This is a genomic window from Winogradskyella aquimaris, from assembly GCF_042676105.1.
GTDB classification, from domain to species: domain Bacteria; phylum Bacteroidota; class Bacteroidia; order Flavobacteriales; family Flavobacteriaceae; genus Winogradskyella; species Winogradskyella aquimaris.
Genome location: NZ_JBHTJQ010000016.1, coordinates 910,297 through 931,841 on the forward strand (window position 1 = coordinate 910,297; position 21,545 = coordinate 931,841).

The following is a 21,545-nucleotide window of genomic DNA, read 5'->3' on the forward strand; positions in this document are numbered from 1 at the left end:
AATATATAGAAAAAGAAAAATTAATCATGCTTGTGGCTTATGGCCAATAGTGTAAAGCTAAAATTATGAGTGAAGAGCAAATTAAGAGTTTAGAAAGACAATTTAATGAACGCATTGAGCGTGATGAGAAAATCGAACCTAAGGATTGGATGCCTGAGAAGTACAGGCAAACCCATATAAGACAGATCTCTCAACATGCGCATTCCGAAATTGTAGGTATGTTACCTGAGGGTAATTGGATTACTAGAGCTCCTTCATTAAGGAGAAAAGTAGCATTGCTTGCTAAAGTGCAAGATGAAGCTGGACATGGATTATACCTGTATTCTGCGGCAGAAACTTTAGGTATTTCTAGAGAAGAAATGTATGAGCAATTGCATACAGGTAAAGCAAAGTATTCAAGTATTTTTAACTATCCAACAATTACTTGGGCAGACATGGGAGCTATTGGTTGGCTGGTAGATGGTGCTGCGATTATTAATCAAGTGCCATTATGTAATACGTCTTACGGACCTTATGCTAGAGCCATGATTCGCGTTTGTAAAGAGGAAAGTTTTCATCAAAGACAAGGTTTTGAGATTATGTTGAAGCTAGCTAAAGGTACACCAGAGCAGAAAGAAATGGCTCAAGATGCACTAAATCGATGGTGGTGGCCGAGTCTCATGATGTTTGGACCAACAGATGCAGAATCTGTGCATACAGAACAATCCATGAAATGGAAATTAAAGCGTAAAACTAATGATGAGCTGCGACAACAATTTGTTGATCAAACTGTACCACAGGCTGATGTCTTAGGCTTAACCATTCCAGACCCTGACTTAAAATGGAATGAAGAACGACAGTCTTATGATTTTGGTGATATTGACTGGGATGAATTCTGGCAAGTGGTAAAAGGACATGGTCCTATGAACAAGGAACGAATGAAAGCTCGAGTAGGAGCTTGGGAGCGTGGCGCCTGGGTAAGAGATGCCGCCATGGCCTACGCTGAGAAGAAAGAAAAGCAACAAACAAAAAAGGCTGGATAGGTCTTTACAATAAATCAAATTATGGCAGACAAAAAAAATTGGCCGCTTTGGGAGGTCTTTGTAAGAAGTAAAAATGGTCTAGAGCACCGTCACTTTGGTAGTCTTCACGCAGCAGATGCAGAAATGGCGCTAGAGAATGCTAGAGATGTGTATACCAGAAGAAATGAGGGGGTAAGTATTTGGGTGGTAGAGTCAAAACATATTACGGCTTCCAACCCTGAGCATAATGGTGAGTTATTTGAGCCAGCACAAGATAAAGTCTATCGTCACCCAACGTTTTATGAGGTTCCTGATGAGGTTAAACACATGTAAAAAAAGTGCAATTCAAAAATCTCAATTTGAGTAAAAATGAAAAACCAAGATTTATATAATTACATATTAGAGATCGCTGATAACTCACTTATTCTTGGGCAGCAATTAGGTGAATTGACAGGTCATGGGCCGAGTTTAGAAACGGACATTGCCTGCACCAATATTTCCTTAGACTTATTTGGTCAGGTACGCAGTTATTTTCAATATGCCGGAAAAGTTGCAGAAGATGGTAGATCTGAAGATGATATTGCCATGCTTCGAAAAGAGCGTGATTATAAAAATGTACTGCTGGTAGAACAGCCCAATACAAATTTTGCCTATACTATAGCAAGACAGTTTCTTTTCGATGTTTTTCATCTCTTATTCCTAACAGAACTAGAGAAAAGCAAAGATTTAACCTTATCAGCCATAGCAAAAAAGAGCATTAAAGAAGTTAGATATCATACCCGTTTTTCAACAGATTGGGTAAAACGTCTTGGCGATGGCACTGAAGAAAGCCAAGCTAAAATGCAAGAGGCCATTAATGATTTATGGACTTACACTAACGAATTATTTCAGGTAACTTCTACTTGTAAAAATATGGTAGATCAAGGTATTGGTGTAGATGTCTCTAAATTGAAAGAGACTTACTATCAAAAGATAGGAGAAGTACTCACTGAATCCAAATTGCAAGTACCAGATTTGAAATACTTTCAAAAAGGCGGTAAGGAAGGGATTCATACAGAGCACATGGGCTATATATTAGCAGAATTACAATATATGCAACGTGCTTATCCTAATATGGAATGGTAATCATTAAATGAGCTGTTATCCAAAAATAAATTTTAGGATTTCATTAAAATAAAATGACAACGACACAACCGATTATACACGAAGAACTAATTACTATTCTGGAGAAGGTTTCAGACCCTGAAATTCCGGTATTGTCTATTCTAGATATGGGTGTAGTTCGTTCTGCAGTGATTGAAGGTGATGAGGTAAAGGTTGAAATAACTCCAACTTACAGTGGTTGTCCTGCAATGGATATTATAGGAGACGATATAAAAGCAGCTTTAAAAACAGCAGGTTATAAAGCTTCCGTAGATTTAATATTACATCCGGCCTGGACCACAGATTGGATAACACCGCGAGGACGAAAGGCTCTTGAGGATTACGGTATTGCAGCACCATTAGACGCAGAGGCCGATAAGTCTGTGCTATTAGAAGGAAAAAAACTAGTGAAGTGTCCGCAATGCGGAAGTACAAATACAAAAATGATAAGTCAATTTGGTTCTACAGCCTGTAAAGCACAGTTTAAGTGTAATGATTGCGAGGAGCCCTTTGATTATTTTAAATGTTTAAAATGATTTGTCATCCTGAACTGTTACACTGAGCTTGTCAAAGTGTTGATTCAGGATCTAAAGGAAATTAATACAAGGTATGAGTAGCAATTCAATAGAATTAAATCTAGAAAACAATATAGCCTACATCACACTAAACCGATCAGAAGTTTTTAACAGCTTCAACCGTGAAATGGCGTTAAACCTACAGCAAGTTTTTGACGATTGCGAAACCAATCCAGAAGTAAGAGCAATAGTGCTAACCGGAAACGGAAAAGCGTTTTGTGCAGGTCAAGACTTAAAAGAAGTCACCTCTCCAGAGTTAAATCCAGGATTTAAAAAGATTTTAGAAGAACATTACAACCCTATTATTACTCGAATTAGAAGTATTAAAAAACCCATTATAGCTGCTGTAAATGGCGTGGCTGCTGGTGCAGGTGCTAATATTGCATTAGCTTGCGATATTGTTGTAGCTCATGAAAAGGTGAGCTTTATACAGGCTTTCAGTCTTATTGGTTTAATACCAGATAGTGCAGGAACCTTCTTTTTGCCAAGATTAATCGGGTTTCAAAAAGCACTGGCGTTGGCAATGCTAGGAGATAAAATTTCAGCAGAAGATGCCGAGAAAATGGGTATGATTTATAAAGTGACAGCATTGGACGATTTTGAAAAGGAAGTAGGTAAATTAGCCTTTAAGTTAGCCCAAATGCCAACATTAGCATTAGGAAAAATAAAAGAAGCCTTTAACCAATCACTAACTAATAACTTGGAACAACAATTGGCATTAGAATCTAAATTACAAATAGAAGCAGCTCAAACAGAAGATTATGAAGAAGGTGTGGCCGCTTTTATAGAAAAGCGTCAGCCTAAATTTAAAGGGCAATAGTAGTTTTTGTCATTCTGAATTTGTTTCAGAATCTCATACCTATGGATAAAAAAACACTTACAGATACACACCAAAGAATAAAACCATTTATTCATCGTACACCTGTTTTAAAGTCGTCTTTACTTGATGATATGGTTGGTGCACAGATCCATTTTAAATGTGAAAACTTCCAAAAAATGGGTGCCTTTAAAATGCGTGGTGCAGCCAGTGCTATTGTAGCCCTCACGGAAGCAGAGAGACAAAAAGGAGTAGTAACGCATTCTTCGGGTAATTTTGCCCAAGCTGTTGCATTAGCTGCAAAACAGCTAAAAGTAAAGGCTTATATCGTGATGCCAGAAAATGCACCTCGAGTAAAGAAAGAAGCTGTAAAGGCCTATGGTGGAAATATTATTGAATGCGAATCCACCCCAGAAGCCAGAGAAAAAACAGCAGAACGTATAGAAAACGAAACAGGAGCAACATTTTTGCATCCTTCAAATCAAGATGAAGTCATTTTGGGAAATAGTACGGCAGCAATAGAGTTGCTGCAAGAGCGGCCAGATTTAGATATCATCTTGGCACCAGTTGGTGGAGGTGGACTTATTGCTGGTACGGCATTAGCAGCACATTATTTTGGTAATGATTGTAAAGTTATTGGAGGAGAACCTTTTGAGGTAGACGATGCTTATCGGTCGTTAAAGTCGGGTAAAATTGAAAGGAATACAACAACAAATACCGTGGCTGATGGCTTAAGAACGTATCTGGGAGATCGAAATTTTCCAATTATACAAAAGTATGTTGACCGTATCATAAGAGTAGACGAGAAAGAGATTATTAGAGCCATGAAATTAATATGGGAACGCATGAAGATTATCATAGAACCGTCGTGCGCTGTGCCATTTGCTGCGGTTTTGAGAGAAAAGGAAAGGTTTAAATCAAAGAAAATAGGAATTATATTATCTGGAGGAAATGTGGATGTCACTAAGCTTCCATTTTAACATAAAAATATGAATATAGGAATTATTGGTTCAGGAACAATGGGAAGTGGCATTGCACAAGTGGCAGCCACAGCAGGTTATACCGTAAAATTGTATGATACTAATACGAATGCCTTAGAAAAGGCAAAAGCTAGTCTTGATAAAATATTGAAAAGACTTATTGAAAAAGGGCGAATCAATGCTGAAGAGAAAAACAGGATCCAGTCAAATATCACTTATGTCAATAGTCTAAAAGCGTTAGCAGATTCAAATCTAACTATTGAAGCCATCGTTGAAAATCTAGACATTAAAAGGAAAGTATTTTCAGAATTGGAAAGTTTTGTCTCAGAAGATTGCATTATTGCTTCAAACACCTCTAGTTTATCTATAGCATCCATTGCCTCATCTTTGCAAAAGCCAGAACGCTGTATCGGAATTCATTTTTTCAACCCGGCACCATTAATGAAATTGGTAGAGGTTATTCCTGCTATTCAAACTTCAAAAACCGTTTTAGATAAATCGGTTCAAACCATTAAAAGTTGGAATAAAACAGTTGCAGTGGCCAAAGATACACCTGGCTTTATTGTGAATAGAGTGGCTAGACCTTTTTATGGAGAATCCTTACGCATTTATGAAGAAGGCATTGCTGATTTTGAAACTATTGATCATAGTCTAAAAACACTCGGTGGTTTTAGAATGGGACCTTTTGAGCTTATGGATTTTATAGGAAACGATGTTAATTATACAGTAACTGAAACTGTATTTGAAGCCTTTTATTACGACCCAAGATATAAGCCAAGTTTCACTCAGAAACGGTTAAGTGAAGCAGGTTATTTAGGGAGAAAAACCGGTAAAGGCTATTATGATTATGATGAAAGAGGAAAGATAATTGAAATTTCGAATGTCGCTCTGAGCGCAGTCGAAGAGTCTTTGAAGCAAAACATTTTCAATCGTGTTTTGGTAATGCTTATCAATGAAGCAGCCGATGCTTTGTTTTTAAACATTGCTTCTGCAGAAGATATAGATAATGCTATGACTAAAGGTGTTAATTATCCTAAAGGTTTGTTGGCCTGGGCGGACGATAAAGGAATCAATTGGTGTGTAGACATGCTAGATGGGCTTTATAATGACTATCACGAAGATCGCTATAGATGCAGTCCGTTGTTGCGTAAAATGAAACGAGAAAACAAAACATTCTTTTAATGCAAGGAGAAAAAATACCACATAAAATGCTGTCACTCGATCCCTTTAGCCAATGGTTGGGTATTGAAATCTTAGAATGTGAGATTGGTCGTTGTAGGTTGGGAATGACCGTTAAAAAGCAGATGCTAAATAGTATGGGTAAAGCTCATGGCGGTATTAGTTATGCTTTAGCAGATACGGCTTTTGGTTTTGCCGCCAATACACATGGTAAATATGCAGTTTCTATTGAAACCAGTATAAATCATATAGAGGCCTTAGACGAAGGTGATTATTTGATTGCGGTATCGGTGATTGAAAAAGTGAAAAATAAACTAGGTTTTAATATTGTTGAAGTAAAACGTGATAATGAATTAGTAGCTTTGTTTAAAGGTATTGTTTACAGAACACAGAAAGACTGGGAGTAATGAATAAACTAATTTTCTTATTTGCAACTTTATTTAGTTTGAATTGCTTTTGTCAAGAAGACAAATTGAATTTTGTTGAAGCGGAATTCAATGTTGAAGTAGACGATTCTGTATATGAAATTAAGCTGGGTAATTCTTATTATACTAAGACCCAATCTTCTGCAATGCAGTTTAATCTTATGCCTAAAGCTTATGAGGAAATCAAGGCAAAAATGATGAAAAGCCAAAAAGAAGGTTTTAAAAAAGAAGTTGAAATAAATGGTATAAAGTTGTTGTTGATGAAAACTAATCAAACCAATGAAAATGGCAATTTTATTATTGCTATATACTGTAAGAAAATTAATGATGATTCTACATTGGTTATCAATAGTTTTTATAAAGTTGATGAAGAATTAATAATGAAACCAATAATTGAAAAGGCAGCAATATCAGCTAAATTAAAAGAATAATGAAACAGTCATACATCATAGACGGCATAAGAACACCAATAGGAAACTACAAAGGAACATTGTCAGCGGTACGCACAGATGATTTAGCTGCTTTGGTGATTAAGGAAATTGTAAAACGAAACCCAAGTATCCCTAAGGAAGCATACGATGATGTAATATTAGGCTGTGCAAACCAAGCCGGAGAAGACAATCGTAATGTAGCACGTATGGCATCATTACTTGCTGGTTTACCATATACAGTTCCAGGAGAAACCGTAAATAGATTATGTAGTTCTGGTTTGTCTGCAATCATTCACGCAAATCGTGCTATAAAAGCTGGTGATGGAAATATCTTTATTTCTGGTGGTGTGGAAAATATGACGCGCGGACCATACGTCATCGCAAAACCATCAAGCGCTTTTGGTGGAGATTCAAAAATGTACGATTCTACATTTGGATGGCGTTTTGTAAACCCAAAAATGCATGAAATGTACGGCACGGATGGCATGGGCATGACAGCGGAGAATCTTGTTGAAAAGTATTCTATTTCACGAGAAGACCAAGATGCATTCGCGTATTGGAGTCAGATGAAAGCGTCTAAAGCGCAAGAAAATGGACGCTTGGAAAAGGAAATTGTTGCAGTTGAAATTCCTCAACGCAAAAAAGAGCCTATCCTTTTTTCAAAAGACGAATTTGTTAAACCTAATACAACGTTAGATGTTCTAGGTAAATTACGTCCAGCATTCCGAAAGGAAGGAAGTGTTACGGCAGGTAATTCTTCAGGTTTAAATGATGGTGCAGCCGCAACCATTATCGCTTCAGATGAGGCTGTGAAAAAATATAATCTTAAACCGTTAGCAAGAATTGTAAGCTCTGCAGTGGTTGGTGTAGAACCTAGAATTATGGGTATTGGTCCGGTTGAGGCCTCTAACAAAGCTTTGGCAAAAGCAGGTTTAACCATGGGTGATATGGATATTATTGAGCTAAATGAAGCCTTTGCTGCTCAAGCACTAGCCTGTACCAGAGCTTGGGGTTTAGCGGATGATGATCCTAGATTAAATCCAAACGGTGGTTCAATTGCTATTGGTCATCCACTTGGAGTTACAGGAACTCGAATAGCATATTCAGCAGCACTAGAACTTAAAGAACAAAACAAAAGATATGCGCTTGTAACCATGTGTATTGGTGTAGGACAAGGTTATGCTTGTATTATCGAGAAAGTATAAAAATTAATGATGTAAGGTTAATGAATTTTGATGTAGTGTAAACTTCAAAATTGTTAATCAACAATCTCAAAATAATAGAATGATGAATAAGATTCAGCATTACGTTCAAGGTCAGTGGACTACGGGAAAAGAAGAAGGGGTACCAGTTTACGATGCCGTAACAGGTGAACATTTTACAAATTGGGCAGTGGAAGGATTGGACATTCCAGAAGTTCTTCATTACGGACGAACAAAGGGTGGCGAGGTCTTGCACAAAATGACCTTTCAGGAACGTGGTAATATGCTAAAGAAATTAGCTTTGTACCTCACCAAACGAAAGGATAGTTTCTATGATTTAAGTTACAGAACAGGAGCGACAAAAGTCGATAGTTGGATAGATATTGAAGGTGGATTTGGAAACCTTTTTGCTAATGCTTCACTCAGAAAGTTGTTTCCTAATCAGCCTTTCCACGTCGAAGGTGATCCTGTGGATTTGTCGAGGGGAGGTCGCTTTATGGCGCATCACATCATGGTCCCTAAAAAAGGGGTTGCTGTGCATATCAACGCCTTTAACTTTCCGGTTTGGGGTATGTTAGAAAAATGTGCGGTTAACTGGATGGCTGGTGTACCAGCCGTAGTCTTACCTGCGCCATCATCATCATATTTAGCAGAGGCAGTAGCTAGAGAGATTATTAATTCAGGCATTTTACCTGAAGGCGCGCTTCAAATTATAAATGGAACAGTTAAAACTATTTTGGATACAGTCGAGTCACAAGATGTGGTGACCTTTACAGGATCTGCTTCAACAGGGAGATTATTAAAAGCACATCCAAGATTAATTGAAGAGTCTGTACCATTTACTATGGAAGCAGATTCACTTAATGCATCGATTTTAGGTGAAGATGCCATACCTGGAACACCAGAGTTCGATTTATTTATTAAAGAAGTCCGTAAGGAAATGACCGTTAAAGCGGGACAAAAATGTACGGCCATCCGACGAATAATTGTACCAGAAAATTTACTTGAAGACGTGCAAGTGGCTTTAGGAAAAGAGCTCGATAAAATTACTATTGGAAACCCAAGACTTAAAGAGGTAAGAATGGGATCATTGGTAAGTAAGCAACAGGTAGAAGCAGTAAAAAGCTCTATTGCTGACATTAGTAGAGAGGCCGAAATGGTCTATGGTAATTTAGATCAAATTGAAACCATAGGAGCAGATGCCAAAAAAGGAGCATTTATAAGTCCTGTAGTGTTCAGAACCGACAATCCATTACAAAACACTGTGGTTCACGAGCGCGAGGCATTCGGACCAGTAAGCACCATTATGCCTTACAAGTCCATGGATGAAGCCGTTCAGCTAGCACAAATGGGCAAAGGGTCATTAGTGTCTTCTATTGCAACCTTTGATGATAAAATTGCCACAGATTATGTAATCAATGCTGCCAGTCATCATGGTAGAATTTTAGTGATTAATCGTGAAATGGCAAAACAAAGTACAGGTCACGGTTCACCATTACCATATTTGGTGCACGGAGGTCCAGGACGCGCTGGTGGTGGCGAAGAAATGGGCGGCATGCGTGGTATTAAGCATTACTTGCAACGAACGGCGATTCAAGGGACACCAACAACCATTACAGAGATAACAGGGATCTATCAACAAAATGCAAAATACAAAGAGGCAGAAGATCATCCGTTCAAATACTATTGGGAGGATATCAAGCCAGGAATGTCTCTAAAAACGCATAAGCGCACAATAACGGATTCAGATATTCAAAACTTCGCTAACTTAACTTGGGATCATTTTTACGCCCATACCGATATTACATCTTTAGATGGAAGTATTTTTGAAAAAAGGACCGCTCATGGGTATTTTATTATCTCGGCTGCAGCAGGTTTATTTGTTCATCCAAATAAAGGACCTGTAGCGGCAAATTATGGGTTGGATTCTATCCGATTTTTAAGACCATTATACCACAACGATACGATTTATGTACGGTTGACTTGTAAAGAAAAGGTAGATCGTGATGTGGCTTCCGCAGAACACCCAAGTGGCATTGTAAAATGGCATGTTGAGGTATTTGATGCGAATTTTGAAAATAGACCAGAGCATCAAAAAACAGCTAAAGACAGTCCGCTAGTGGCAGTGGCTACCATTTTAACAATGGTGCAAAAGAAACAAGAAACATTCGTTGAGATGACTGATAAGAAAATTGAGGAATGTCTTGCAAAGTTGACAGCTGATGCAAAACCAAAATGGGGTATTATGACGCCACAGCACATGATAGAACATCTTGAGTATACTTACAAAATTGCTTCAGGTGAAATTCAGGACTTTGAAATTGCTACACCAGAAAAGATTTTAGACAAGGTGCATGCAAGTTTGTACAACTATGATAAGTTTCCACAGAACTCTCAATTTCCACAGTTGGAAAAGGATAAGCTAGATGAGTTAAAACATCAGGATTTGCAAACAGCGATTGAAAAATTTAAAGAACAGCGTCAAAAGTACTTAGAGTTTTTTAAGGAAAATCCTGAAGCCAAGCTTAAAAATTTAGTCTTTGGCGAATTGAATCGCTACGAATCTTATTTATTGGAAAGAAAGCATTTAAACCATCATTTTGAACAATTTGGATTAATTTAGAATTATGTCAGAACAACAACCATACGTAAAACAAACTATAGAAAACCAAGTAGGATACATCGAGTTTTTTCATCCTGCACACAACTCATTGCCTGGCGATGTTTTAGCCAAACTTGCTGAAACTATTACTGAAGCAGGTAAAAATGATGCTATCAAAGTGATTGTATTAAAAAGTGGGGGAGATAGAACATTTTGCGCTGGAGCAAGTTTTAATGAACTCATTAACATCAATGACGAAGCCACGGGAAAAGTATTTTTTTCGGGTTTCGCTAATGTCATTAACGCCATGCGAAAATGTCCAAAATTCATCATTGGTCGAGTACAAGGGAAGACCGTCGGTGGTGGTGTAGGATTAGCATCTGCAACAGATTATTGTATGGCTACAAAATTTGCAGCTGTAAAGCTTAGTGAATTAAATATTGGTATCGGGCCATTTGTGGTAGGTCCAGCAGTGCAGCGTAAGTTAGGGCTAAGTGGAATGTCTCAAATTGCTATGGATGCTAATACCTTTTATTCGGCAGAATGGGCTCTAAATAAAGGATTGTTTACACAAGTTTTTGAAAGTACTGAAGCGCTTGATGAAGCTGTTGAAATCTTTTCTGAAAAACTTTGCAATTACAATCCGGAAGCTATGGCGGAGATGAAAAAGATGTTTTGGAAAGGTACAGAAGACTGGGATCAATTATTAGCTGAACGTGCCGCTATAAGTGGGACATTGGTGTTAAGCGAATTTACCAAAGAAACTTTAAAACGATTTAAATAGTGATTTTCGAATTCCAAGGTTACATACCAGTCGTTCACGAGAGTAGTTTTGTACATCCTTTGGCGGCCGTTACTGGAAATGTCATTATCGGTAAGAATTGTTATATAGGTCCAGGTGCTGCAATTCGTGGTGATTGGGGGCAAATAATTCTAGAAGATGGAGTAAATGTACAGGAGAACTGTACTGTTCATATGTTTCCTGGAAAGTCTATAATCTTAAAAGAAAGTGCTCATGTTGGTCATGGAGCTATTATTCATGGTGCAAATTTAGGACGAAATTGTCTTATTGGAATGAATACAGTGATCATGGATGATGCCGAAATAGGCGATGAATGTATTGTCGGTGCAATGGCGTTTATTAAAGCTGAAAGCATCATACCAAGACGAAGCCTTGTTGTGGGTAATCCAGCTAAAGTAATTAAACAAGTTAGCGATGAGATGATAGCTTGGAAAACAAAGGGTACAAAATTGTATCAGCAGTTGCCAAAAGAATGTCATGAGACCCTAAGGGAAGTAGAACCCTTAAGAGAAGTTCCTGAGAACCGAAAATTACAGGATGACATCTACAAAACTTTGAGAGAAACGTTTAAGGGTTAGGCAGGGTTATAAAAGTCTACTTAAATCAATTTCATTAGTCGCTTTTCCAGTAGAAAGTGTAATTAAACTTTGTACGTTGCCTAAGTAGGGCAATAATGTGAGTTTTGTGATAATGAAGTGTTCGTAAGCTTCAATATCTTCTACAACAAGCTTTAAAAGGTAGTCAAAATTGCCGCTCACACGATGACATTCTATGACTTCTGGAAAGCCATTAATCTGAGCAACAAATTTTTCAAGATAACTTCTTGTATGTCCTTGTAAGGTAATGCCCATAAAAACAATTTGTTTTAGGCCTAGTTTTTTATGGTTTAATAGGGCTACATATTTCTTGATATAGCCTTCTTTTTCTAGTTTTTTTATGCGCTCAAAAATTGGTGAGGTCGTCATACCTAACTCTTTCGCGATGCTTTTTGTGGTCCTGCTACTATCCTTTTGTAAAATCGCTAAAATTTTAGCATCAGTTTTGTCTAATACATAAGCCATAGAAAATAATTTTTTAGACGAATCAATAAGTAATTTTTAAAAGTAAAAAAAACTATAATATTTAAATATAACAGAATATTATCCTTAAATAATTTATTTTATAGGTTTTTAACAAAAGTTAAAATCTAATAGCAGTATCTTTATTACTTGATTAAAATTGATAAAATTGGCAACAATTGAGTTTAAAATGCCTAGGTTAGGCGAGAGTATTACAGAGGCTGCCATCATCACCTGGTTTAAAGGTGAAGGCGACGTTATAGAAGAAGACGAAATGCTTTTGGAAGTGGCTACAGATAAAGTTGATTCTGAAGTGCCCTCCAATGTAACAGGAGTTATTAAAGAGCTTTTATATAAGCCTAATGATGTTGTCAAAATAGGGGAGACTATTGCAATTATTCAATCAGATGGTGATAATGTTAAAACTGAAATATCCACCAAGAAGCAAAAGTCAAAACATATTGAGGAAAAGACACCCAAAGATACGACTGAACCTAATAAGAAAAGAAGATTAGAGGTTTCTCCAAAATCAGTTGGCAATGAGTCATTCACATTGCCGAACACAAACACCTTTTTTTCGCCACTTGTTATTTCAATTGCAAAGGAACATCATATCAGCTACGAAGAATTAGCGCGTATACCGGCAACGGGGAAAGAGGGTAGATTAAGAAAAAGTGATGTGTTTAATTATATTGAGGATGGTAGACCTTATAGGTATGCACAACCAGCTGTTCAACAAGACCCAACGGCATACCGTATTCCTCAACTTAATTTTGATAAGGGTGATGGTAAGTTAATTGAAATGGACCGTATGCGCCGCATGATAGCAGACCATATGGTGTATTCCAAGCACACTTCACCTCACGTTACCGCCTACGTGGAAGCCGACCTAACAAATATGGTCCACTGGAGAAACAAACATAAGGCGGCCTTTCAAGAGACGTATGGAGAAAAGTTAACCTTTACTCCTTTATTTATAGAGGCTGTTGCAAAGGCTATAAAGGACTTTCCAAATATTAATGCCTCTGTAGATGGCAATACGATTATCGTCAAAGAAAATATAAATATTGGTATGGCAACCGCCTTACCTAGTGGTAATTTAATTGTGCCGGTAGTTAAAAATGCAGATACCAAAGATTTAAAATCACTAGCCGAAAACGTGAATGATTTGGTTGGAAAAGCCAGGGAGAATAAATTAAATGGTGACGATATTAAAGGCAGTACGTTTACGATTTCAAACGTTGGTACTTTTGGTAGTGTTATGGGAACACCTATCATCAATCAGCCAGAAGTCGCCATTTTAGCACTAGGCATAATTAAGAAACGACCTGAAGTTATTGAAACTGAAAAGGGTGATGAAATCGCTATACGAAGTATGATGTATTTATCATTGTCTTTTGACCATCGCGTTGTAGATGGTTATTTAGGAGGGAGTTTTCTGCGCCGTGTGGCGGATTACTTAGAACAATTTGATACCAACAGAAAAATATAATGATTTATTATCCTGAGAAATATTCAGGATCTCATAAACCTAATAATCATGAGTTATAACATTCAAATTACTAAAGTAGAGCAATCTAGAGTAGATACCTTAGATTTCGACAATATTCCATTAGGAACTTCCTTTACGGATCATATGTTCATTTGTGACTATGATAACGGTGAATGGGGTAACCCAAGAATCGAACCTTTAAAACCAATACCAACCCATCCAGCAGCTATGGCTTTGCATTATGGTCAGGCTATTTTTGAAGGAATGAAAGCATACAAAGACAGCGATAATATTCCAATGCTCTTTAGGCCTTATCAAAATGCTAAGCGATTAAATTTAAGTGCTAATCGTATGGGAATGCCAAACGTTCCTGAAGAACTTTTTGTTGAAGGACTAACGGAATTAGTCGCTTTGGAGCATCATTGGATTCCTCCACAATTGGGCAGTGCATTATATCTAAGACCTTTTATGTATGCTGACGAGGCCTTTATTGGTATGCGTGCTGCCACACGTTACAAGTTCATTATTATGGCCTCACCTGCAGGACCGTTTTTTAGTAAACGAATTAAGCTTTGGGCAGAAAAGCAATTTATAAGAGCTGCACAAGGTGGAACCGGAGAAGCTAAAGCTGCAGGAAATTATGCAGCAGCAATTAGACCTACTGAATTAGCAAAGGCAAAAGGTTATGATCAAGTGTTGTGGTTAGATGCCGCAGAACATAAGTATATTCAAGAGGTGGGAACCATGAATATTTTCTTTAAGATAAATGGTGAATTTATAACACCAAAACTTGATGGTTCTGTTTTGGATGGCATTACTAGAAAAAGTGTCATAGACCTGCTACAGGACAAAGGTTACAAAGTGACTGAACGCCTAATAGCAATAGATGAAATAAAAGAGGCATCAAAGAACGGAACTTTGGAAGAAGCTTTCGGTACAGGTACGGCCGTAGGGATTGCTTACATTCAAAGCATAGGGACAGACGAAGGGGAGATTTATATTTCAGATGAAAGTCCAGTAGGCATTGATGTGAATGATACTTTAAATGCCATAAAAACAGGAAAAATTGAAGATAAGTTTGGTTGGATGACCAAGATTGAACAAGAATTAGCTTAGAATGAACAAAGAGACATTAAAGAAAGGCTTTAAAAATTTATATACGGCCAAAGCGATGGCTGAACTTTATGAGGACAATTTTAAAGTTGTATCGAAATACGTTCATGCAACTTCTAGGGGACATGAAGCCATTCAAACGGCCTTAGGTATGCAACTGTTGCCGCAAGATTATGCTTTTCCTTATTATAGGGATGACGCCATGTTATTGGCTTTTGGAATGACTCCATATAATTTGATGCTACAAGTCTTGGCGAAAAAAGAGGATCCGTTTTCAGGAGGACGAACTTACTATTCGCACCCTAGTTTAAAAGATACTGATAAACCTAAAATTCCGCATCAATCTTCAGCAACTGGCATGCAAGCCATTCCTGCGACAGGTGTGGCAATGGGAATGCAGTATCTTGAAAAGCAAGGGCTTCAGAATCCTAATTTTATTCAAAATAACAATGAAGAATCCAAGCTTAAACCAATCACGGTTTGTAGTTTAGGTGATGCGTCCGTTACCGAGGGTGAAATCGCAGAAGCCTTCCAAATGGCAGCATTAAAGCAAATGCCTATTTTGTATTTAGTGCAAGATAATGGTTGGGATATTTCTGCTAATGAAGCTGAAACCAGAGCCCAAAATGCTGCAGAATATGCAAAAGGCTTTCACGGATTGGAAGCCATTTCCATTGATGGTGCTAATTTTATCGAAAGTTATGAGGCACTCAAAAAAGTTATAAAAACGATCCGAGATGAACGTCGTCCGTTTTTAGTGCATGCTAAAGTACCTTTGTTAAACCATCATACGTCAGGTGTACGTATGGAATGGTATCGAGATGACTTGGAAGAAGCAAAGTCTAGAGATCCATATCCAGTCTTAAAACAGCAATTATTAGATAACGGGTTTACGGAAAAAGAAATTCAAACCATTGAAAATGAGGTTAAAACTTTAGTACAAGATGATTTTCAAAGAGCTTTAAAAGCTCAAGACCCGACTCCTGAAGATTTATTCACCCACGATTTTGCGCCAACTCCAATTACAGAAGAAAAAGGCAATCGTTCACCAGAAGGTGCTGAAAAAGTAGTAATGGTAGATTGTGCATTATTTGCTGTAGAAGAATTAATGCGAGAATATAAAGAATGTTTATTGTATGGACAAGATGTTGGCGGTAGGCTAGGAGGTGTATTTAGAGAGGCAGCTACATTGGCTCAGAAGTTTGGCGACGATCGCGTGTTTAACACACCTATTCAAGAAGCCTTTATTGTAGGTTCAACAGTTGGGATGAGTGCCGTAGGCTTAAAACCTATTGTTGAGGTTCAATTTGCCGATTACATTTGGCCAGGACTAAACCAGTTGTTTACAGAGGTAAGTCGAAGCTGTTATTTAAGTAATGGTAAATGGCCTGTAAGCATGATTTTACGTGTGCCGATTGGTGCTTATGGTAGTGGAGGACCATACCACTCATCTTCTGTTGAAAGTGTGGTAACAAACATTAGAGGAATTAAGATTGCATATCCAAGTAATGGTGCTGATCTTAAAGGTTTAATGAAAGCAGCCTACCACGATCCAAATCCTGTGGTGATTTTTGAACATAAAGGTCTGTATTGGTCAAAAGTACCAGGAACGCAAGGCGCAACGTCTATTGAACCTGCTGAAGATTATGTCCTGCCATTTGGCAAGGCCTGGGTGTTACAAGAAATTTGGAAACAGGATGATGTAGAAACATGTACCATTGTTACCTACGGAATGGGTGTACATTGGGCATATAATGCATCGGGCGAATTAGACATGCGCAACCAAATTGAAATCATAGATTTACGAACACTGTTTCCATTGGATGAAGAAACTATTATGAAATCCGTGAGAAAAACAGGTAAATGTCTCGTGGTAACTGAAGAGCCATCTAATAATAGCTTTGCAAGAGCATTAGCAGGAAAAATTCAAGAAGAGTGCTTTAAATATTTAGATGCACCAGTAATGACGATTGGTAGTGAAAATATGCCTGCGATTCCACTAAATTCAACATTAGAACAAACGATGATTCCTTCTACTGAAAAGGTGAAAGTAAAAATTGAGGAATTATTGGATTATTAATTAAAAAGCGACTCAATCGAGTCGCTTTTTTTATAAGTCATATTCCGAGAGTGGTTTAGTAAATTCTTCAGGATTCGCTGCTAAATAATAACGAGGATCATTAATGTCCTCTAATATAACTTCTTTGAATTTTGGGCTTGCCTTGTACATCAAGGCTTTGCAATCTTCACTGAGGTGTTTAAGCTTTAAGGTTTTTCCGGCCGCTTCATACTTATTGACCAAGTTGAAAATAGCTTCCATGGCAGAGTGATCACTAACACGTGATTCTACAAAATCAATTTCAACATTTTCCGGGTCATTTTCCACATCGAATTTTGAGTTAAAGCTTTGAATAGACCCAAAGAACAAGGGTCCCCAAATCTCATAGGTTTTTGTGCCATCAGATTGCATGCGTTTTCGAGCTCTAATCATCGTCGCATTTTTCCATGCAAATACTAAGGCAGAGATAATTACACCAGCAATAACTGCTACAGCTAAATCTTTCCAAACGGTTATTGCTGATACTGCAATTAGTACAATAGCATCAGAAATAGGGATTTTACGGATAATTCTAAAACTAGACCAAGCAAAGGTTCCAATAACCACCATAAACATCACACCAACAAGTGCGGCAATTGGAATTTGTTCAATTAATGGTGCGGCGAACAAAATAAAAGCAAGTAGGGCTAGAGCAGCAAATGCTCCTGATAGACGACCCCGACCACCAGAATCTACATTGATGATGGATTGACCAATCATAGCGCAACCTCCCATACCACCGAATAAACCATTTAACATATTGGCGCTACCTTGTGCAATACATTCGCGATTGCCATTCCCTCTAGTACCTGTAATTTCATCTACGAGGTTTAAAGTCATTAAAGATTCAATTAAACCAACTGCCGCTAGAATAAAAGCGGTTGATATTATAGTGTCCCAATGGCCGGCAAGAGTATGAATCAATCCAAAAATCTGTTCTTGAAATGTTGGCAACCCACCTTTCAAGCCTTTACCACCACCTTCAGCGATAAAAGAACCCACAGTGCTTACTTCTATACCACCAAAAATGGTTATACAAGCAACAATTACTATAGCTACTAGGGCAGCTGGGATTTTCTTGGTGAGTTTTGGAAGGCCGTACATAATTCCCATCGTTAACCCTATAAAGCCCATCATTTTCCAAAAAGCTGCATTAGAGAATAAGGCCGTAAACCACTCTGAAGTATTATTAAGAAATGAGATGTCCTGAGGTACAGCATTAGGAAATAATTTTAATTGCGATAAGAATATAACTATTGCCAAACCATTTACAAAGCCCATCATGACTGGATGGGGGATGAGTCTCACAAATTTCCCAAGTTTAAAAATACCTGCCAGAATTTGGATACCACCTACAAATAGTAAGGTTATGAATAACCATTGTAGACCAAGGTTATCAATAGGCGTTTCTAGATTAATGCCAACTTCATTTCCCTTTTGAATTAAATGAACCATCACAACAGCCATTGCTCCGGTAGCTCCAGATATCATGCCTGGACGTCCTCCAAACAATGCCGTGATAATTCCCATCATAAACGCCCCATATAATCCTACCAAAGGATCAACACCTGCAACAAAAGCAAAGGCCACAGCCTCTGGCACTAAGGCAAGTGCAACCGTAAGACCTGATAGGATATCGTCTTTTGGGTTTTGCGTAAAATTCTTTCTTGTAGTTTGACCTAAAATCATAACGTTATCGTTTTCAAGTCGGCAAAGATAGAATATTTAAAACAATAGGCTTTTTAGATTATAAACAAAAAAAAAGCACTGAGTAGTCAGTGCTTTACATAGGCAGTTTAATGTTTTTAATTTGAAGGTGGAAACTGTTCCAAGGTTTTAGCCACAAATTGTTTTATACGGGCTTCTTTTTTTTCTACATTTCTGGTAACTAAATATCCAGTCCCGGAACCTTGCCAGAACAGCTCCTTTTTGTCCGTATCTATAAAATCAATGAATAGCATCCCTTCTGTTGTTGTTGAAACATTATTTCCGCCCCAACCAAAACCTGGTCCCCAGCCCCAACCCCAACGGTTGAAACCTCCCCAGCCCCAGGCTCCGGCTCCCCAGGCATTATTATAAACATCTACACGTTGAGTCGATTTTGTAAAAATACTAACTAACATATCTGGATTTTCGGACTTAGTCATACCCTTGGCCATAAGCTCAGCTTCAATAGCTCTAAGAATTCGTCTTTTATCAATGTCGCTAATTTCTGCTTTATCAATTCCCGGCTTAAAAAATGCAAAGGTTTTGTATTGGTCAAAATTAGTCTCCCTGTCATAATCGGCTGCAACTCGCACAGAACTACAAGACGATAGAAGGATGGTAAAAACCAAAATCGGAGTAAATTTAAGTAGTGTATTACTCACGAGACTTTTATTTGAAAAGTATTCGTAAAAATTTTGCAAATTTTTCATATCGCTTTTTTTTAAAGGTTTTCTAATAGATTTTCATCAACTTGATTTGGAAGCGTCACTTTTAAATTAGGTTCGGCTTCCATAGCTCTTTTAATGGCGAAAATTGCACCGTCGTTTCTTGCCCAACTTCTTCTTGAAATGCCGTTGTTAACGTCCCAAAACAACATTTGTTTAAGTCGTGTTGATGCTTCTTTAGTACCATCAAGAACCATACCAAAACCACCATTAATCACTTCGCCCCAACCGACTCCACCACCATTATGTATACTTACCCAAGTAGCGCCTCTGAAGCTATCTCCAATAACGTTATGAATTGCCATATCTGCAGTAAATCTAGAACCATCGTAAATATTGCTGGTTTCTCTGTAAGGTGAATCTGTTCCTGAAACATCATGGTGATCACGACCTAAAATAACATATCCAATTTCTCCATTTGCTATGGAGTTGTTAAAGGCTTCAGCAATTTTCATTCTACCTTCTGCGTCAGCATATAATATTCTGGCTTGAGAACCTACAACCAATTTGTTTTCTTGCGCTCCTTTAATCCATTGAATATTATCAGCCATTTGCTGTTGTATTTCAGTAGGTGAATTTTTCATGATTTCCTCTAAAACTTCACAGGCAATGGCATCTGTTTTTAATAAATCTTCTGGTTTACCTGAAGCGCAAACCCAGCGGAAAGGCCCAAAACCATAATCAAAACACATGGGTCCCATGATGTCCTGGACGTAGCTAGGATATTTAAATTCGCGGCCAATAGAAGGGTTTTTAGCCATCACATCCGCACCTGCTCGAGAGGCCTCTAATAAGAAGGCATTGCCATAATCAAAGAAATATGTACCCTTTTCAGTATGCCTATTGATGGCGGCGGCATGTCGCCGTAAACTTTCCTGAACTTTGGTTTTAAAAAGTTCAGGGTTGTTTGCCATCATATCGTTTGAGACTTCAAATGATTGTCCAACCGGATAGTAACCTCCAGCCCAAGGATTGTGCAGTGAGGTTTGGTCACTTCCTAAATCGATATGAATATTAGCTTCATCAAACTTTTCCCAAACGTCAACAATATTACCTAGATAGGCTATTGAGATCGTTTCTTTGTTGGATTGAGCATTTTTAACACGCTTTACAAGGTGGTCTAAATCAGTGATTTTTTCATCGATCCAGCCTTGGTCTAGTCTTATTTGGGTGATTTTTGGATTAACTTCAGCGCAAATAGTTATACAACCTGCAATATTTCCTGCCTTAGGTTGTGCCCCTGACATGCCACCTAATCCAGAAGTGACGAAAATGTGTCCTTTAGGAGGTTTATTAATTTTTCTAAAACCATTTAAAACCGTAATCGTTGTACCGTGAACAATACCTTGTGGACCGATATACATATAGCTTCCAGCCGTCATTTGTCCGTATTGCGTAACACCAAGCGCATTGAATTTTTCCCAATCATCTGGCTTAGAATAATTTGGAATCATCATACCGTTGGTAACCACAACTCTTGGTGCTTCTTTATGTGAAGGGAATAGACCCATAGGATGACCAGAGTACATTACAAGGGTTTGCTCGTCGTTCATTTCGGCGAGATATTTCATGGTAAGTCTGTATTGAGCCCAGTTTGAGAATACAGCACCATTACCACCATAAGTAATTAACTCATGTGGGTGTTGCGCTACAGCATAATCTAAATTGTTTTGAATCATCAACATAATAGCAGCAGCTTGTTTTGATTTTGCTGGATATTCATCAATTGGGCGTGCGTACATTTTATAATCAGGTCGTAAACGATACATGTAAATACGACCGTATTTTTCAAGTTCTTCCTTGAACTCTGGTAATAAGATAGAGTGATGTTTTTTATCAAAATAACGCAATGCATTTTTTAAAGCTAATTTTTCTTCTTCAGGAGACAAAATAGCCTTTCGTTTTGGTGCATGATTTATTTTTGAATCATAAGGTTTTGGTTGAGGTAAATTATCCGGTATGCCTTCTAATATGTGATCCTTAAATGATAACTCTGTTATATGCATTATTTCTTTTTTAATTTTTCTTTGTTAAAACCATATGGACAATGTCTGCAACCGCTTTCGCAACAATAGCCACGTTTTAGGTGGTATTGCTCAGTAAAACAGCGATAACCTTCTGGAGTTAGGTAGTAATCACCTTCTTCTATTGGGACATATTTTTTCATGTCTTACAAAGATAATGTAAATTGGATT

The 21,545-nt window shown here is 37.8% G+C and carries 21 protein-coding genes; 16 read left to right on the forward strand and 5 right to left on the reverse strand.

All coding sequences use genetic code 11. The features are described from left to right. The first annotated feature begins 65 nt into the window (after positions 1 to 65). The 13 genes from paaA to ACFQ1K_RS14175 all read left to right on the forward strand — a co-directional run bounded on the left by paaA (position 66) and on the right by ACFQ1K_RS14175 (position 11,735). Positions 66 to 1,022: a 1,2-phenylacetyl-CoA epoxidase subunit PaaA gene (gene paaA, locus ACFQ1K_RS14115; RefSeq protein ID WP_320554107.1), complete on the forward strand. Its 957-nt coding sequence runs from the start codon at positions 66 to 68 to the stop codon at positions 1,020 to 1,022. Positions 1,023 to 1,043: 21 nt separating this feature from the next. Next, positions 1,044 to 1,334: a 1,2-phenylacetyl-CoA epoxidase subunit PaaB gene (paaB, locus tag ACFQ1K_RS14120; protein WP_320554106.1), complete on the forward strand. Its 291-nt coding sequence runs from the start codon at positions 1,044 to 1,046 to the stop codon at positions 1,332 to 1,334. A gap of 36 nt (positions 1,335 to 1,370) precedes the next feature. Continuing rightward, entirely contained in the window at positions 1,371 to 2,126 is a 756-nt protein-coding gene (paaC, locus tag ACFQ1K_RS14125) for a 1,2-phenylacetyl-CoA epoxidase subunit PaaC (protein ID WP_320554105.1), read from the forward strand. A 53-nt stretch (positions 2,127 to 2,179) separates the two neighbouring features. After that, positions 2,180 to 2,680 carry a 1,2-phenylacetyl-CoA epoxidase subunit PaaD gene (paaD, locus tag ACFQ1K_RS14130; RefSeq protein WP_320554104.1) on the forward strand — a complete coding sequence of 167 codons (501 nt, stop codon included), beginning with the start codon at positions 2,180 to 2,182 and terminating at the stop codon, positions 2,678 to 2,680. A 73-nt stretch (positions 2,681 to 2,753) separates the two neighbouring features. Next, positions 2,754 to 3,539, forward strand: a complete 786-nt coding sequence (locus ACFQ1K_RS14135; protein WP_320554103.1) for an enoyl-CoA hydratase-related protein — start codon at positions 2,754 to 2,756, stop codon at positions 3,537 to 3,539. A 41-nt stretch (positions 3,540 to 3,580) separates the two neighbouring features. Then, on the forward strand, positions 3,581 to 4,516 hold the full coding sequence (locus tag ACFQ1K_RS14140) for a pyridoxal-phosphate dependent enzyme (protein WP_320554102.1): 936 nt from the start codon (positions 3,581 to 3,583) through the stop codon (positions 4,514 to 4,516). Positions 4,517 to 4,525: 9 nt separating this feature from the next. Next, positions 4,526 to 5,698, forward strand: a complete 1,173-nt coding sequence (locus ACFQ1K_RS14145) for a 3-hydroxyacyl-CoA dehydrogenase NAD-binding domain-containing protein (RefSeq protein ID WP_320554101.1) — start codon at positions 4,526 to 4,528, stop codon at positions 5,696 to 5,698. Continuing rightward, a complete protein-coding gene (locus ACFQ1K_RS14150; protein WP_320554100.1) occupies positions 5,698 to 6,102 on the forward strand; it encodes a PaaI family thioesterase in 405 nt (134 codons plus the stop codon). Before ACFQ1K_RS14145 ends, ACFQ1K_RS14150 begins: the two co-directional genes overlap by 1 nt. Beyond that, entirely contained in the window at positions 6,102 to 6,551 is a 450-nt protein-coding gene (locus tag ACFQ1K_RS14155; protein ID WP_320554099.1) for a hypothetical protein, read from the forward strand. Before ACFQ1K_RS14150 ends, ACFQ1K_RS14155 begins: the two co-directional genes overlap by 1 nt. Continuing rightward, a complete protein-coding gene (gene pcaF / locus ACFQ1K_RS14160) occupies positions 6,551 to 7,756 on the forward strand; it encodes a 3-oxoadipyl-CoA thiolase (protein ID WP_320554098.1) in 1,206 nt (401 codons plus the stop codon). The genes ACFQ1K_RS14155 and pcaF overlap by 1 nt, the downstream gene beginning before the upstream one ends. Positions 7,757 to 7,838: 82 nt before the next feature. After that, on the forward strand, positions 7,839 to 10,376 hold the full coding sequence (paaZ, locus tag ACFQ1K_RS14165; RefSeq protein WP_320554595.1) for a phenylacetic acid degradation bifunctional protein PaaZ: 2,538 nt from the start codon (positions 7,839 to 7,841) through the stop codon (positions 10,374 to 10,376). A gap of 4 nt (positions 10,377 to 10,380) precedes the next feature. Further along, positions 10,381 to 11,139 carry an enoyl-CoA hydratase/isomerase family protein gene (locus ACFQ1K_RS14170; RefSeq protein ID WP_320554097.1) on the forward strand — a complete coding sequence of 253 codons (759 nt, stop codon included), beginning with the start codon at positions 10,381 to 10,383 and terminating at the stop codon, positions 11,137 to 11,139. Beyond that, positions 11,139 to 11,735 carry an acyltransferase gene (locus ACFQ1K_RS14175; protein ID WP_320554096.1) on the forward strand — a complete coding sequence of 199 codons (597 nt, stop codon included), beginning with the start codon at positions 11,139 to 11,141 and terminating at the stop codon, positions 11,733 to 11,735. The genes ACFQ1K_RS14170 and ACFQ1K_RS14175 overlap by 1 nt, the downstream gene beginning before the upstream one ends. A gap of 6 nt (positions 11,736 to 11,741) precedes the next feature. On the opposite strand, the gene ACFQ1K_RS14180 is transcribed toward ACFQ1K_RS14175, so the two are convergent. Further along, entirely contained in the window at positions 11,742 to 12,218 is a 477-nt protein-coding gene (locus ACFQ1K_RS14180) for an Lrp/AsnC family transcriptional regulator (protein WP_320554095.1), read from the reverse strand. Between the two features lie 166 nt (positions 12,219 to 12,384). Here ACFQ1K_RS14180 and ACFQ1K_RS14185 point away from each other — a divergent pair, with 166 nt between their 5' ends. Genes ACFQ1K_RS14185 through ACFQ1K_RS14195 form a run of 3 tightly spaced genes read left to right on the forward strand, consistent with a single transcriptional unit; the run spans position 12,385 to position 16,900 of the window. After that, positions 12,385 to 13,707 (forward strand): dihydrolipoamide acetyltransferase family protein, encoded by a 1,323-nt coding sequence (locus ACFQ1K_RS14185; protein WP_386134353.1) that lies wholly within the window; start codon positions 12,385 to 12,387, stop codon positions 13,705 to 13,707. A gap of 48 nt (positions 13,708 to 13,755) precedes the next feature. After that, the gene (locus ACFQ1K_RS14190) at positions 13,756 to 14,823 is read left to right on the forward strand and encodes a branched-chain amino acid aminotransferase (RefSeq protein WP_320554093.1); all 1,068 of its coding nucleotides are present in this window, start codon (positions 13,756 to 13,758) and stop codon (positions 14,821 to 14,823) included. Between the two features lies 1 nt (position 14,824). Then, positions 14,825 to 16,900 (forward strand): alpha-ketoacid dehydrogenase subunit alpha/beta, encoded by a 2,076-nt coding sequence (locus tag ACFQ1K_RS14195; protein ID WP_320554092.1) that lies wholly within the window; start codon positions 14,825 to 14,827, stop codon positions 16,898 to 16,900. A gap of 30 nt (positions 16,901 to 16,930) precedes the next feature. Here the strand turns inward: ACFQ1K_RS14195 and ACFQ1K_RS14200 are convergent, their stop codons facing one another. The 4 genes from ACFQ1K_RS14200 to ACFQ1K_RS14215 form a co-directional block, all read right to left on the reverse strand. After that, a complete protein-coding gene (locus ACFQ1K_RS14200; protein ID WP_320556796.1) occupies positions 16,931 to 18,607 on the reverse strand; it encodes a SulP family inorganic anion transporter in 1,677 nt (558 codons plus the stop codon). 116 nt (positions 18,608 to 18,723) lie between these two features. Then, complete coding sequence (locus ACFQ1K_RS14205) at positions 18,724 to 19,335, reverse strand: DUF4136 domain-containing protein (RefSeq protein ID WP_320556795.1); 612 nt, start codon at positions 19,333 to 19,335, stop codon at positions 18,724 to 18,726. A gap of 11 nt (positions 19,336 to 19,346) precedes the next feature. Beyond that, positions 19,347 to 21,356: a urocanate hydratase gene (locus ACFQ1K_RS14210; protein ID WP_320556794.1), complete on the reverse strand. Its 2,010-nt coding sequence runs from the start codon at positions 21,354 to 21,356 to the stop codon at positions 19,347 to 19,349. Further along, complete coding sequence (locus tag ACFQ1K_RS14215; RefSeq protein ID WP_171032453.1) at positions 21,356 to 21,517, reverse strand: DUF5522 domain-containing protein; 162 nt, start codon at positions 21,515 to 21,517, stop codon at positions 21,356 to 21,358. The genes ACFQ1K_RS14210 and ACFQ1K_RS14215 overlap by 1 nt, the downstream gene beginning before the upstream one ends. Positions 21,518 to 21,545: the final 28 nt, after the last annotated feature.